The sequence below is a fragment of the Proteiniclasticum sp. C24MP genome (genome assembly GCF_043951855.1).
In the GTDB taxonomy this organism is placed as follows: domain Bacteria; phylum Bacillota; class Clostridia; order Clostridiales; family Clostridiaceae; genus Proteiniclasticum.
Map to the genome: position 1 here is coordinate 72,607 of NZ_JBINJW010000011.1, position 14,052 is coordinate 86,658.

At 45.8% G+C, this 14,052-nt stretch carries 17 protein-coding genes; 2 read left to right on the plus strand and 15 right to left on the minus strand.

Going from position 1 to position 14,052, the window contains the following annotated elements; all coding sequences use genetic code 11:
* Window positions 1-32 precede the first annotated feature (32 nt).
* Both ACHAL6_RS09305 and ACHAL6_RS09310 read right to left on the minus strand, forming a co-directional pair.
* On the minus strand, window positions 33-689 hold the full coding sequence (locus tag ACHAL6_RS09305) for a DUF2179 domain-containing protein (protein ID WP_395270293.1): 657 nt from the start codon (window positions 687-689) through the stop codon (window positions 33-35).
* Between the two features lie 186 nt (window positions 690-875).
* On the minus strand, window positions 876-1,310 hold the full coding sequence (locus ACHAL6_RS09310) for a MarR family winged helix-turn-helix transcriptional regulator (protein WP_395270295.1): 435 nt from the start codon (window positions 1,308-1,310) through the stop codon (window positions 876-878).
* Window positions 1,311-1,615: 305 nt separating this feature from the next.
* On the opposite strand from ACHAL6_RS09310, the gene ACHAL6_RS09315 reads away from it, so the two are divergent.
* Window positions 1,616-1,882, plus strand: coding sequence for a late competence development ComFB family protein (locus tag ACHAL6_RS09315; RefSeq protein ID WP_395270297.1), 267 nt, complete (start codon window positions 1,616-1,618; stop codon window positions 1,880-1,882).
* An 85-nt stretch (window positions 1,883-1,967) separates the two neighbouring features.
* Here the strand turns inward: ACHAL6_RS09315 and ACHAL6_RS09320 are convergent, their stop codons facing one another.
* The 8 genes from ACHAL6_RS09320 to ACHAL6_RS09355 form a co-directional block, all read right to left on the minus strand.
* Window positions 1,968-2,201 (minus strand): hypothetical protein, encoded by a 234-nt coding sequence (locus tag ACHAL6_RS09320; protein ID WP_395270299.1) that lies wholly within the window; start codon window positions 2,199-2,201, stop codon window positions 1,968-1,970.
* Window positions 2,198-2,584, minus strand: coding sequence for a VOC family protein (locus tag ACHAL6_RS09325; RefSeq protein WP_395270300.1), 387 nt, complete (start codon window positions 2,582-2,584; stop codon window positions 2,198-2,200). Before ACHAL6_RS09325 ends, ACHAL6_RS09320 begins: the two co-directional genes overlap by 4 nt.
* Before the next feature lie 135 nt (window positions 2,585-2,719).
* Window positions 2,720-4,180 carry an asparagine synthase-related protein gene (locus tag ACHAL6_RS09330; RefSeq protein ID WP_395270301.1) on the minus strand — a complete coding sequence of 487 codons (1,461 nt, stop codon included), beginning with the start codon at window positions 4,178-4,180 and terminating at the stop codon, window positions 2,720-2,722.
* A gap of 218 nt (window positions 4,181-4,398) precedes the next feature.
* Window positions 4,399-4,854 (minus strand): DUF2975 domain-containing protein, encoded by a 456-nt coding sequence (locus tag ACHAL6_RS09335; protein WP_395270302.1) that lies wholly within the window; start codon window positions 4,852-4,854, stop codon window positions 4,399-4,401.
* Between the two features lie 230 nt (window positions 4,855-5,084).
* On the minus strand, window positions 5,085-5,651 hold the full coding sequence (locus ACHAL6_RS09340) for a DUF4256 domain-containing protein (RefSeq protein WP_395270304.1): 567 nt from the start codon (window positions 5,649-5,651) through the stop codon (window positions 5,085-5,087).
* Window positions 5,652-5,764: 113 nt separating this feature from the next.
* A complete protein-coding gene (gene chrA, locus ACHAL6_RS09345; RefSeq protein WP_395270305.1) occupies window positions 5,765-6,961 on the minus strand; it encodes a chromate efflux transporter in 1,197 nt (398 codons plus the stop codon).
* Between the two features lie 47 nt (window positions 6,962-7,008).
* A complete protein-coding gene (locus ACHAL6_RS09350; protein WP_395270306.1) occupies window positions 7,009-7,506 on the minus strand; it encodes a DUF7000 family protein in 498 nt (165 codons plus the stop codon).
* A 247-nt stretch (window positions 7,507-7,753) separates the two neighbouring features.
* Window positions 7,754-8,284: a DUF421 domain-containing protein gene (locus ACHAL6_RS09355; protein WP_395270307.1), complete on the minus strand. Its 531-nt coding sequence runs from the start codon at window positions 8,282-8,284 to the stop codon at window positions 7,754-7,756.
* Between the two features lie 110 nt (window positions 8,285-8,394).
* Here ACHAL6_RS09355 and ACHAL6_RS09360 point away from each other — a divergent pair, with 110 nt between their 5' ends.
* Complete coding sequence (locus tag ACHAL6_RS09360; protein WP_395270308.1) at window positions 8,395-9,099, plus strand: DUF2202 domain-containing protein; 705 nt, start codon at window positions 8,395-8,397, stop codon at window positions 9,097-9,099.
* 101 nt (window positions 9,100-9,200) lie between these two features.
* Here the strand turns inward: ACHAL6_RS09360 and ACHAL6_RS09365 are convergent, their stop codons facing one another.
* The 5 genes from ACHAL6_RS09365 to ACHAL6_RS09385 form a co-directional block, all read right to left on the minus strand.
* The gene (locus tag ACHAL6_RS09365; RefSeq protein WP_395270310.1) at window positions 9,201-10,334 is read right to left on the minus strand and encodes a plasmid pRiA4b ORF-3 family protein; all 1,134 of its coding nucleotides are present in this window, start codon (window positions 10,332-10,334) and stop codon (window positions 9,201-9,203) included.
* A 76-nt stretch (window positions 10,335-10,410) separates the two neighbouring features.
* Complete coding sequence (locus tag ACHAL6_RS09370; protein ID WP_395270312.1) at window positions 10,411-10,623, minus strand: hypothetical protein; 213 nt, start codon at window positions 10,621-10,623, stop codon at window positions 10,411-10,413.
* A gap of 76 nt (window positions 10,624-10,699) precedes the next feature.
* Window positions 10,700-11,089, minus strand: a complete 390-nt coding sequence (locus ACHAL6_RS09375; RefSeq protein ID WP_395270313.1) for a VOC family protein — start codon at window positions 11,087-11,089, stop codon at window positions 10,700-10,702.
* A gap of 148 nt (window positions 11,090-11,237) precedes the next feature.
* On the minus strand, window positions 11,238-11,999 hold the full coding sequence (locus ACHAL6_RS09380; protein ID WP_395270314.1) for an HlyD family efflux transporter periplasmic adaptor subunit: 762 nt from the start codon (window positions 11,997-11,999) through the stop codon (window positions 11,238-11,240).
* A gap of 253 nt (window positions 12,000-12,252) precedes the next feature.
* Window positions 12,253-13,602, minus strand: coding sequence for a dihydrolipoyl dehydrogenase family protein (locus ACHAL6_RS09385; RefSeq protein WP_395270315.1), 1,350 nt, complete (start codon window positions 13,600-13,602; stop codon window positions 12,253-12,255).
* Window positions 13,603-14,052 lie beyond the last annotated feature (450 nt).

The window sequence follows — 14,052 nt, forward strand, 5'->3', positions numbered from 1 at the left end:
AAACTTCCCATTGGAGTTTCAGCGGCTTTTCATCATTCGCTTGCACGATCGGAGTCGTCACTGTTTCTCAGTTCCTTCACTTCCTGAATGATCTTTTCCTTTTCTCTCTGGAGCCATGAAGCATCTTCATCTTCCAAGATCGGATCGATCTTCTTCATCTGACTGCGCAGCTTGTTCTGCTTCTTCATAATCATTTCCATGTAGCCGCCTTTGAATCGGGTAGGTTCATAGGCAAGCACAAACGCCTGAGGTTCATACTTCTCGATATAGGCGAGAAGCTCATTTTCACGGGCTCTTTTGGTCAGAATATCCAGTCTGTATCTCGGACTGTCCTTTCCTTCTCCTTTGAATACCGTAACACCGAAGCCCCCATCTCTTAACGCCTTGATGAAGGTTTCATTGAGCTCCTTGATATTCACCAGAATGGATGTATACCCGATGGCGATCTTGTTTTCCACGTGGATGCCCACTATGAGTCCTAATGCGAATCCCAGGGCATAGACGATCATCTGCAGGATGCTCTGTTCTCCGGAAAAAACGATGGATAATCCGAATACGTAGATAATGCTTTCCAGAAATCCGAAGACCGCTGTAAGTAAGGTCAGTTTCTTCACCATACTGATGGTTCTCAGAGCAAGCATGGGTACATAGACAAGCTGCAGAACCAGAAGTAATATAATATCTTTCATCTTTCATCTCCTAAAATCTTTGTATAACACACTTTATCATGTAAAAAACTCAATTTCAAATAGCAGCTGATTTTTCTTTTCTGCTCAGATGCAGACAAAGGCAGGAGAATAAAAAGAAAGACCGCCATGCAGAGGGCTTCAGTCCATGCATGGAGTCTTTCTTCTGATTTCCCGGTTAAACAGTGTTTACTCCATCTGCTCCGCATGGAGAAGCAGATGATTCAAGTACTCTCTCAGCTGCCTCGTATCTGCTTCACTGATCCCCTTTAGAATCTGTTCTTCCAGCTCGCTCTGATAAGCCAGAACTGCTGCGGACTTGCCTTCAAATTCCGGTGAAAGGGAGATATTTCGGACTCTCTTGTCGATTTCGTCTATTTCACTTACAATGAGTCCTTTGGATTCAAGTCGCTTGAGGATCCCGATGATTGTCGGATGCGTCACCTGAAAATACTCTTCCATATCCTTCTGTGAAGTCTTTTCCGTCTTTCTTTCGTAAAGATAAGCAAGGATCCTTCCTTGTGACAGTGTGATCCCATGAGATTTCAATCTCTTGTTGGCTTTCGTTTCTATGGTGTCACCGATCAGTTTGATCAAAAAGCTGATATTCGTGTTACGGTCCATACTGGTCTCCTAATTTTTGATTTTGTTGTAATCAGGTGCTATGCAACAATTCATGTCGATTCAATTCATACGAAGAAGACCCGTAAAGGTTCTCTTTCTGATCACACCAATAGATATCGGCATGATCCTTCTTTTGTTAATGCTTTTCCCTCTTTTACTGTTGTTTTTTACATTTTTTTCAGATTCCAGGATAGCTGACTATCTGAGGATAAAATATATCTTGTACACCAATTCTCCTGATGTTATATTGTTTATACATGGTCCTTTATCTTATTATATCTCAAAAAACCTTCAAGGGGGATAAAATGCTGAAAAATCATATGGAGACTTTAGTGGACAGTCATCTGCCTTCACTCATAAAGGAGAAGAGTCATATCATAGCATGCGAAAAGTGCCAGAACGACATCAAGGCCATGGCGCTGAATCATCTGAAGCCACAGTATATCATGTCCGATCGGGGTCTTATTTTCACCAAGATGAAAGAACTTGACCATCAGTTCCAGTCGGACATCATCCAGGAACTGGTTAGAGCCATCCAGATTGTGGAAGACCATCCAAGACACGAACCCTGACATATGGAGAGGAAAGAAGAAAACCCGAATCAGTGGACAGGTTACATCCTTCCCACCGATTCGGGTTTTTCATATTATGCTGTTCCTATTTTTTCCGGATGTTCAGCACACTCCAAAGCCAGTCCACGAAATACGCAAGTGCAGCAAATGCTATCAGGTAGATCAGAAGAAACACGACGAAATCCACCATTCTCGAATAATTTGTGATCAGGTATTCTCTTACCCCTAATGACCCTAAAAGTCCGAAGGTGAGAAGATAGCTGAGCAGCACCACAACCAGATACTGCACTGTATCGAGTCCTTTTAGTTTATCCATCATAGCTTCTGTCCCCTGCTTTCATTCTTCATTTCCACCAGCTGAATCTTCATCCCGTTGGGATCCAGTATATAGAGGAAGCTTGTTGTCGGGTTGGGAGAATACGGTCCTTCCAGGATCTCAATGCCCTTCTTTTCAAGAAGCTCCATGATCTTCTCCAGAGAATCCACCTGGAACCCCCAGGAAATATCCGGTCCCACAAGGGTAGTGTTCTTGCCCTTCACTTCAATGAGCTCGATCTGCGTTTCTCCTTCTCCAAGAAATGCGATTTGCGTTTCAGGTCCCGCCTGAAACCTTCTTTTCACCCTAAGTCCCAGAACTTCTTCATAGAATGAAAGGGATTCATCCAGGTTCTTCACTTTCAATGTGCTCCAGCAGAATTTCATATTCGTCCTCCAATGCATCTGATTTTTCTTTCAATGCTATTCTATCACGGTTCAGATGATGTTTCATCTTCATACAGGAAGAAAAGCAGATCTCCTTCCATTTAGAGATCTGCTTTCAATTATTTTCCTATTGTTCTAAATCACCTTGGTGAAATCGATGGATCTTTCCACCGAAGGCTCCGGATAGAATTCCTTGAAGATCTTGTAATACATCAGTTCTTCCTTACTTCTCAGCGCGTTGCCGGCAGGTGTCACTTTCATCTCAAGAAACTCTCTGTCGGAAATGGTTTTTTCCGCCACTTCAGCCAGCTTCTCCGAAGATCCGGCACCTACACTGAATTTGTCTTTCTTTCTGTAGAGAATCTCTTCTGGCAGCATGTCTTCATAGGCTTTTCTCAGAATCCATTTCTCCTGACCTTGTGGTCCGATCTTCATGGATAACGGTATGCGCATGGCATACTCCACCATATGAGGATCAAGAAACGGCACTCTTGCTCTGATTCCCTGGGTGAGGGACATGCGATCTCCTCTTTGAAGCCCAGTGCTGTGGAGGGTTCCAAGCATTTCAACCATCTCTTCGTTGGCTTCCTCTTCATTCATGGTTCTGAACTGACTGTATCCGCAGAAGAGCTCATCTGCGCCTTCGCCTGAAAACACCACATCCGCCTTCTCTCCTGCAAGCCTCGCCAGCAGGAAGTTCGCCACGGAGCTTCTCACAAGGGCTGCATCGTAAGACTCCAGATGATAGATCACATCGGGCAGCACCGAGAGCATCTCCTTGAGATCATAGACATATTCATGATGGTTCGTTCCCAGATACTCTGCGCAGAGTCTTGCATGCTTCAGATCCTCACTGCCTTTCATGCCCACAGCAAAGGAATCGATGCCCTGGACTTTCTCTGCGGTGATGGCCGCGATGATGCTGCTGTCCAGACCTCCACTGAGATAGACGCCGAAAGGTCTTTCTCGTTCGATTCTCTTCTTCACTGCACGCTCAAGATGATCCCTGATCCCTTTCACCGCCGCATCAAAGCTTCTGATTTTTCCGCTTTTTTCGGGGATGCTGTAATACTTTTCGAACCCTTTGCCTTCTTCATAGATGGAACCGATGGGAAATTCCCTGAATCCGCCTTTCATCGAAGACATGGCTTTCATCTCCGAAGCAAAGAGGATCTCTTTCTCATCTTCACTGATGTAGAGCGGTTCGATGCCGAAGGGGTCCCTCGCCATGAGAAGCCCTTTTTCCTCGTCATAGACTGCAAAGGCAAATACCCCCTCCAGCAGCTTCACAGAATCCTTTCCCCTTGACTGATAAAGATCCAGCACCAGAAGATCGTCTCTGTGCTCATATCGTGTCTCTGGTCCATCCAGAAGCTTCTTGAGCTCTTCAGCGTTGTAGATCTTACCGCTGAAGAGAATCTTCTCCTTTTTACCGCTCTGTTCACCTTCCTGTTTCAGTGTATCCAGTTCGATTCCTGTAAAGGTCTTTTCCCTGATGATCTGTTTACTCCGGCCTCTATGACCCATGAGTTTCACCATAGTCTCAATCTCTGAAAGACTGGTTCTGCTCCCATAGATGCCTGCAATTGCGTTCATTTGTACCTCCTAAATTTCATATTCTTTCCCGCTGAAAGAATTTCACTACTTCTAATTATAGCAATTACACAATTGTATTTCATAAACCCTACTCATTCTATGAGCGTCTCAAAAGCCATCTCCTTTGGGATTCAAGGACATCCTCTATATAACAGCAGATCCCTTTGTATTTCAGACAAAGGGATCTGCTTTATGAAGCTATGGATTCCTTCTCGGCCTCAGAACCTGTTCTGTCCTGCTGCGTCTTCCTTGTCGAGGAAGAGCGTCAGTAGAGCACTGAAGACCAGCGCAAAGAAGACGGGAATCATGAAGAACAGAATCAGTCCCGGTGCATCGTCTTCCTGCGCTGCCTGAAAGACAAAAGGTTCCGTCAGAAGATACAAGCCGCCGAAGAAAAGGCTTCCCTTTCTCAGCTTTCTCAGAACCCTGTTCTTTGTTTCAGATCCGCTCTTTTCTTCCACCAGTCCGAGGAGCTTGTACAGATGGAAAAAGATCCATAAGAGAGGAATCAGAGAAAGATAGACCCCTGCAATGATTGGATACAGCATCCAGGTATAGGCGGGGTTCACAGGATTCAGCATCAGACTGTATAGGCCGTAGGAGGCAAGAAGAATCAGCGGCACGCTGACAAAAAGGATCGACAGCTTCAGAAACAGTATACTTGTTTTTCTCATCGTATGATCTCACTTTACTGATTTTTCTCTATCTTATCACTGTTTTTATCGTAAAACAACAAATTTTTACCTTTAAAGATGAAACATCATCTCAACTACGCAACATTCACCTAGATCTTCTCCCTGAATCACGGTCTTCCGCTAGAATCCCACCAAAAAGATACAGAAGCAGATGCCGATGGGACTCATCAGAATCTGCTTCTGCAGTTGAAAACATATCCAGTTATGACTTATACTTTGAGACTGCCTCTGAACCCTCTTGCACCGTAATAGGAGTCTGCCCCGTTGTGATAGATAAAGACCGCGTCATATCTTCGGTCACCAAACAAGGCACCGCCTGATTTTCGGATGGCTTCCGGAGTTCTGATCCAGCTGGAGGTCTTCGTATCGAATTCGCCCAGGTCCTGCAGCATTCTGTACTCTTCTTCTGAGAGCAGTTCCACGCCCATATCTTCAGCCATCTTCTCTACGCTGGTTTCCGGTTTGTTCTTCTTTCTTTTTTCGAGCGCTTCTTCATCAAAGCAGATGCTCCTTCTTCCTTCCGGAGTCTCCCTGGAGCAGTCCATGAAAGTGTAGATGTCCTTCTCCTTATCATGGAAAACCACATCAGGCGCTCCTCCTGTCCTTTCCATGACATGAAGCGACTCCAGCTTCTCAGGATTCTCTTCCAGTTTCTTTAGGACGTCTTCCCACTTCAGCTCCGGATGTCTCTCCTTATGCTTCTTGAATCGGTCTTCTAATGTCTGAAGGAGTTCTTCCTTCTCGGCAGTGCTCAGTTTTTTCTTCTTCGCATCCACGAATTTCAGCTCCTTTCACTGTTTCCTCGCTCTATCTTTCAGCGCTGTCTTCATGCAATCCGCTCAGCGCATTTCCATCTCACTTTCAGCTGAATCATTCTGCTTCCTGTCTTCTAAAAAAGAAAACCCGCTATAAGAACACCCAGCACAATAAGGGGTGCCGGAATCTTCTTCCAGAAGAGAAGGACCAGCGTAATGAGCATTACAAGTATATTATCTGCCTGCACTCCACTTCTCTGCATCAGTACCACCGCTGCAGTTGAAATGAGTCCTCCAGCCACTGCAGTGATGCCCTTCAAGGAAGCCTTGATGCCCTTGATCTTCTTCAGTTTTTCCCACACCGGGAAGATGAAATAGATCAGAAGAAGTCCTGGCATGAATATCCCTACTGCTCCTGCAAAAGCGCCCATCACCTGGGTGAAGGCATCTGCACCTCTGGCCGCCATGCCTCCGGCATAGGCGCTGAAACTGAACATGGGACCGGGCAGTCCCTGTACCAGACCAAATCCTGTAAGGAATTCCTGGCTGGTCATATACTGATTCAGTTCCACAAGTTCTCCATACATCAGGGGCACCACCACCTGTCCTCCCCCTATGACCAGATATCCATATCGGTAGAAGCTTTCAAAGATCTGAATGATCCGGTTGTCAGAGATCCATGCAAGTATCAGACTGCCTCCTGCAAATACAGCAAAGGCTATGAGATATTTCCAGGGCGGATTGAGCTTCACCCGATTCCACAGATCCTTTTCGCTGGAAGCAAGCACTGTGACGACTCCCCCCAGCACCAGCACCAGCGGATAGATCCATGGCGTTCTGATGAAGTAGGTGGTCACAGCGCCGAACAGGAGCAGAAGAAACGTCATCTGATCCTTCACCACTTTACGTCCGATCCGGTAGGCAGCCATGACAATGAAGGCCACAGCCATAGGCCCGATATATCGAAATCCGTCCTGGGAAAGATTCCATCCTGCCAGAATCTGACTGAGAAAAGACAGAATCGTCATCACCACCACCACAGGCAGTGCCCATACTAGCATGGTCAGAAAGGCCAGTTTCGGACCACCCATCTTGTATCCTATGGAAACCAGCGTCTGGGTGCTGCTGGGTCCAGGAAGAATTCCGGTGAGAGCTATGAGTTCTATGAGGTCTTCCTCCGTGATGTATTTCTTCTTCACCACCATCTGATCCGTGAATACTCCGTAATGGGCTTCCGGTCCGCCATAAGCGCCCAGGGAGCAGATGAGCACATCTTTCAGGAAGGTTTTCGTATCCACTTTCTGGGGGGCTCTGTTTTCCTTTTCTTTCATAAGTACCTCCATACGCTATATACCGTCTTTATTATTTCATCTCATTTTCAGCATGACACCTGATCTGTCAGCTCTGTCATCTCCTTGCCAAAGGAGATGCACCTCAATTCTATTTCATCTCTCAGCTTCTCTTTCTGCTCGAAATCCGGCTCATTGGTGAGCAGCATTGTGGTGATGAAGTCGACACCTTCCGGAGATTCTTTCATCTCATACCCAGGCGTCTCCAGTGTCTTGAGCTTCTCCATGTACTCTTTCGCCACTGATTTGTTCACTCCGCTGAGCCAGACTTCAAACCGGTTTTCCTCGTGAAGATACACCACTGCAATCTTAAGATTTCTCTCTTTCAGCTGTTTTGGCGTGAAAGAAAAGTAAGTCATGTCCATATATCCCTGATACAGACTGCTGATCTGATGCTCCTTATATTTCTTCTTCAGATGACCCTTGAGATCATTCATGAAACCCATGATTTCACCATAGGCTTTCTGAATCATCCCTTTCTGAAGCTGCTTCCGGTATTCTTTCATCTGATCCTGGACCGTCCCCATGACTATCCCACCTTTCTTGCCTGATTCAGCTCTTCTGAAATACTCTGTTTTCTCATTTATTTGACAATTATATTAATAATATCATGGTTATTTCCGCTGTAGTTTTAAGATTCTGTTAGCTTGTTTTCAATTTGTACTTTTTTGGCTTAGGATGGGAGTCCCATTCACAAGACACTGAAGAAATTCATGGGAAACTGACCTGTTGACTCATCTGATATTTCACAAAGAACCTATGAATCAGACAACTTCACTGTTCTTCCGATGGAAGAAGTTCGCCCAACGAGCCCATGACGGATAAAGTTCCATCCGTCTCCAGCACCACCGCTGAGACCTCCTCATAGCTTCCGTATCCCGCATTTCTCACATGCTGACGGATCTCGTCTTCAAGAATACGCTCCTTCTTCATATTCTGCTCCAGAAACTCCCCCTCATAATATAGTAGCGTCGGATCGGATTTTATCAGTTTTCGCATTCTTTTCGACCGGACTGCGGTATAAGTCACCACGTACTGCATTGAAATAAGAAGTCCCAGCGCCGCCATCCCCTCCATCAGAGCGATGGAATTATCCAGCATCACCGTGGCAAAGGTTGACCCCAGCGCAACCGTGATGATCAGATCGAAGGCGTTCATCTTTGATAGACTTCTCTTTCCAGAGATACGCAGGAAAAGAATCAGAAGGAAGCAGGAAAGTTCGCCCACCAGAAGCTTCATTTGAATGTCCGAAAAACTGCCGAGTATGATATCCTTCCTCTCATTCTCCTTTCCACACGAAATCATCCATCAGCATTTTCCGAAGTGCAAATGTAAGGGTTCTGCCTGATGAATAACATGTTTTCGACATAATTATTGTTTATCCTTATAGTAGTACAAAAAAAGGAGTCGTTACCATGAAAAGGAAAGAAAATACAGTGAATTCAAAGAAACATAATATCTTGTTAATAATGATGACCTTGGTGGCTGTGTTCACTTTGTCTCTCGCCACTGGATGTGCATCCGTGGAAGATCCGGAGACAGAAGAGCCGACAGTGTCCGTACCCGTAGAGGAAGGGGCTGATACTGCACCTGACGCTTTTGTTCCAGAGAATCCGAAACCCACAGTGGATCACAATGTGGACAGCGATCCGGAGCCGTTGAAGGAAGAAGAACTGGCGCTTTCACCGGAAGGGTATGGCGCCATCGGAGCACTTCTTGATCAGGACCTGAGTCTGGCAGATATGCTGATGTATGCAGTTGAGGACGAATATCTGGCCCACGGAGAGTACCTTGAGATCATTGATCTCTTCGGCGCAGAGAGACCTTATACGAACATTGCACGTTCGGAAGAGATGCACCTTTCTTTCCTTAGGGAAGTCTATGCATCCTATGATATGCCTTTCCCTGAAGATCAGTCAGAAGCGCATCTGATTGTTCCGGAGAATCTTCTTGAAGCAGCCCGAACAGGCGTCCAGGCTGAAATTGACAACATCGCCATGTACGAGAAATTCATGAGCTACGATCTTCCGGAGAACATCTACAATGTCTTTGATGCACTGAAAAAAGGTTCAGACAGTCATCTTCTTGCCTTCCAGAAGCAGGTGGACAGACTGGAGTAACAGACGAGAGAAAGCTGAGCGGTATCCGGATGGATGCTGCTAAGCTTTCTCTTTTTATGCCTCTTGTTGTTTTTCGTTCACCCTTTCTCTTTCTGGATCGGTTACCAGTAATAGCCAAAAAGAGTATGTCTGAGCCTGCTTGTGATTTCTTCCGCACTTCTGGCTCTTTCTCTCAGCGGTTCTGCCCATTCTGTCATGAACGCATATTGGGGATGATTCTTGTCCGCGATGATTTCAAGATACGTTTCAAAGCTGCCGCTGCCTCCAGTATCCTCCGGTGGCCTTTCCCCTTCTCCCCCCAGATAGAGGGGCAGTTTTTCTTCTCGCATGGTCATCTTTTCCACCTGAATCTCATGCTCCCAGTAGTCTCCCAGATCGTAGACATAGGTGATTTCAGTGACGTCTTCCCTGAATATTTCTTCCAGCGGCAGAAACTGTTCCTGTTTCAGCTCCATGGTATCACGACTGTCAGAGAACAGCCTGTCCGGATCCTCATCCATCTGAACAATCAGCATTTTCCCGTGTGCTCGCTTGACGATATATTCATGGATATGATAGTCCTGCCAGTCAAAAAGAGTCAGTATGACATGGCTGAGCTGCCTGAAGGAATAATAGGATGGGACAGAAACTCTTCTCCAGATGTCCGTAAAGTCAAGCTTCAGTCTTATTTTCAGCTCATAATGCTGAAACTCCCGTATAGGCAGATGCTCCAGAACAGAACTGAATGATTTCTCAAGCTCACGATGCATTTCCTCTTCCGGAACCATCAGCCTGTCATCTTTCATCCTGTGGCAATAGGTGTTAAGCTGAGCGCCCACAAGGCTCTGATGAATCACTGCAGGGTCAAGATCCTTGCTGTATTCGAGGCTTCTTTTGATCATGGTGATTTTGCCCTGTATGCTGCGATTGGTTTCTCTTGCCAAAAGGATGGCTGGAGAGGCTTTGAAATATTCACTGATCACCTGGTCGTTGTACCCATCAGCCTTCAGCGCTTTTCGAATCCCTTTCTCCATTTCCTCTTCCAGATGGAGAAATTCTTTCTTCTTCACTCCATAGAGAACCACTGCATAAAGGGTCTCTTCATTCACCATGATGACCGTGTTTCTTCGATTCACCTTCGTCATATGCGCATGCCACAACCCCAGTGGATGCTGCTCCTGTTTCTGAGATTCCTCCAGCGTGACCAGATTCCTCCCCATACTCTCTCCCAAGACTTTCGTGCATTGTATGATCATAAATTGACTCCTCTCCATAATCTATGCCTGATTTTACCGTGCCCTGCTTTCTTTCAACTTCTTTCTTCACAGACCGTCAGAAAGGAATATCCTCATCCTCATATGCCTCATTCAGCTTCTCCCATCGAAGCTTCTCTTTTTCATCCATAAGCCCTTCTTCATAAGCCTGCTCCCAGGTCACCCCATAGGGAACCCCCCAGGAAGTATACCCCGCAATGAAATAAAAGGTTTCATCCTGCTCTAGGTCCGGTTCCCAAGCCGCTTTTCTGTTTTTCTTCTTTCTATCCATAATCCTTCCTCCTGTCCTTTCCTGTTCACAAGAAACCTAAAACATCTTCAATTTTCGCCCTGTCCTGCGCCGGCACTTAGCGTTTTTCCAGATAGGCTTCCCTCTCTTTTCTCACCATCTCCTTATACTTATAAGGTTCCGGTTCCCACAGTTCGATGTAGTTTCCGAAAGGATCTGTGAAATGCGCAAATTTACCGTAGTCGTAGACAGCAATCTCATCCGTTTCAAGATCCTTCTGTTTCAGAATCTCCATGAGCTTTGTGAGATCATCCACTCTGAAATTGATCAGCGGCATTTTCTCTCCTTCTCTTTTAAAAGACAGCAGCATCAATTGCTCCCCTTCAGTGAATCCGGAACCGTACGCAGACATATCCATTCCCAGAATCTCCTTATAGAATCTGTGAAGCGCTTCTTTTTCTCCTTTGAACTCCAGAAATAGTCCTCCCACTCCGATGACTTTTGCCATAACAGACACCCCCATAAAACACTTTCTGCTCCTCTGAACCTTCATGTGCTTCAGCTGTCTTCAGTATATCCTTCGTATTAAACACTTTCAATGAAAAAAACTCCGAAGCCGGTATCATCTACCGCTTTCGGAGTCTGCCTGTACGTATTCAATGAGATAGGTTCTCTTCATGCCTCTTCACAGTGGTCCCTTCAGGTCCCATTTTCAGTACATAGGGGGTATTATCGTCATGAAACTTTATGGCGGTCATGGGCAGCGTCACAGCCCCTTTGACTTCTTCTTTCAGCAGTGTGACCTCGGTGGACATTCCTACCTTCAGGGCATCGTCATAATCTAGCTGTACCACAGCCATGAAATACGTAACGCCATTCATCACAGTGCCTTCTTTGGACAGGCTCTCCACTGTGCCCTTATAATCCTTATTCAGCGCATTGACCCGAACCACCACTTCTTTTCCTTCCGTGACAGCATCCAGTTCAAATTCATCCACCTTCACAACGACTTCCAGGGCACTGTAGTCCACAATGGAAACAAGCTTCGTGCCCGGTGAAACAGACTCGTTTTCCTTCACGAAAACCTCAGTTATTTCTCCTTCAATGCCTGATTTCGGATTCTCCTCGCTGCCGGACTCCAGAAGCTCGGTACCTTCTTCCACCAGGTCGCCCACTTCCACATAGATTTCACCCACCGTGAATGGACTGTCGGAAAGCAGCACTTCTCTGCTGTTTGCTTCAATGTTCCCCGCGAAGGAATACCAGGTGATGATATCTTCCGTCTTCGCTTCCACAGCTTCATAGGCCACGGGTTTCGGGGCAATGATTCTGCTGCCCACAAAGAGCACCACTGCAGTTCCCACCAGTGCAGCGATCCATTTCTTGTTCTTCTTATTCTTCTTTCTGTTCTTATCCAATTTCAAATCCTCCTGATGTTTAAGATACATGAAGTATAAGAGTGCTCTGTGAACTGAAAGTGAACTGCATAAACGTATCAGAAAGAAGAATCTGGCTCAGTTCTCTTCATGACGCTTCTCGTGCTGCAGCTGCTTTCTATGAAGGGTCCGTGATTATCCTTCTTGAAGCCAGATTTCACAAGGATAAAAACACACTCCGGAACCGCCTTTTTCAGGGGCAGTCCGGAGTTCTCCTTTTACAATATACACTTCATTACTTCAGCAGATGTTTCAGATCCGATGCCGATGTAGGATAGGCGAAAATCATATCACTGACTTCGTCATAGGGAAGATCGAATTTCATGATGAGCGCAAAATAGTTGATGAGTTCATCTGCATTGCTGCCGAGAATGTGCACCCCTAAAAGCTTGCCTGTCTTGTTGTTCACAACGGTCTTCACCATGGCATAAGGCTCATTGGTTCTTTTATAGGTATACCAGTTCTTCGTATTGATCCGGTTCACTGACACATCGTAGCCTTTCCTTGCAGCTCTCTCTTCTGTCAATCCGATGATGGCAAGCTTCGGCTGAGTAAAAACGATGGAGGGCATCACGCCGTAATGCACCTTTCTTCCATTGCCCAGCCAGATATTCTCTGCGACAACTGCAGACTCCTTTCCTGCCACCGGTGTCAGTGGCAAGCCTCTTGTCGCTGCCGCATCTCCCGCAGCATATACCCTGTGGTTGCTTATACTCTGCAGATACTCATTGACTCTGATTCCGTGCCTGTCGTACTCCACATTTCCTTTTTCAAGATCCATATCATAAATATCAGGAACACGACCTCCACCATGCACTGCTCTGTCGCATTCTATTAAAATACTTTCTCCATCCTGATCCGCATAAACAAGGTAATGATCCTCCTTCTTTTCAATGAGGAAAGGTGCTGCATTCAGGTGAACCTTGATACCCATCTCTTCAGAACGCCTGACAAGAAGCTTCACCAGCTCTTCATCAAAGTTCTTCAGCGGTTTATCACTTCTTTGCAGTATATGAACTTCCGCGCCGGCCAGCGCCGCAATATGTGCGAACTCGAAGGAGATGAACCCTCCTCCGACAAAAACCAGCTTCTTCGGAAGATGTTCCAGTTCCAGAAAATCATCACTGATGAGAAGATGTTCTTCTCCAGTGAAGTGAAGCAGCTGAGGTCTTGCTCCTGCTGCGATGAGAAGCCGGTCGAAGGTCAGATTGTGATTGTTCACCTGAATCTGATTTTTACTGGTCATAACCGCAGTGCCATGATACATGTCGATGTCCGCTTTCTCGTATGCTTCTTCGTTGCGCTTTGGCACTCCATCTACAAAAGTGCGTTTGAAAGCCATAAGATCTTCCCATGAGATCTTACTGCCCTCCTGTATGCCAAGGCCTTTCATTCTTTCAATTCTGTCCATCAGTTCAGCTGCGCCTACAAGAACTTTCTTCGGATCACATCCGCGCAAAGCGCAGGTACCTCCAAAAGGCATTTTGTCGATGACCGCCACAATCATTCCTTCCTCACGGCAGCTGTATGCTGCAGTTGACCCTGCAACACCGGTTCCTACAACAACGAGATCATACTTGTACATTCTATTCCCCCCCTGATACTTTCTGAAATAGACTTCAGACAATTATGCATAAACCACTCTTTGTTAATAAAATAGCAATGCTTCTTATATCACTATTTAATACTTGTTATTATTATATTATTTTAGCCATTCAGTTTCAATCTATTTCGCAATTTTTGCCCGTAAAACATAATACTTTCATCAATAAAAAATGAAAGTACTGCGATAATGCTAATCTGATAGTCAACATTCCGCTAAGCGGAACGGGAACAGCTTGCCAGGTTTCGTTCTTCAGTGCCCTGTCCTTCCTGTTCATAGAGTCATAATGTCCCGAAAAAAACCTCTGCATAAATCAAGATGTTTTCTGCAGAGGAACGTAACGTCCTGTCCTTCTTTCCTGTAATGCCCATGCATTCCTGATAAGAAGGACTTCCCATTGCAATTTCAGATATACCCCGATCCCCTGGGAAG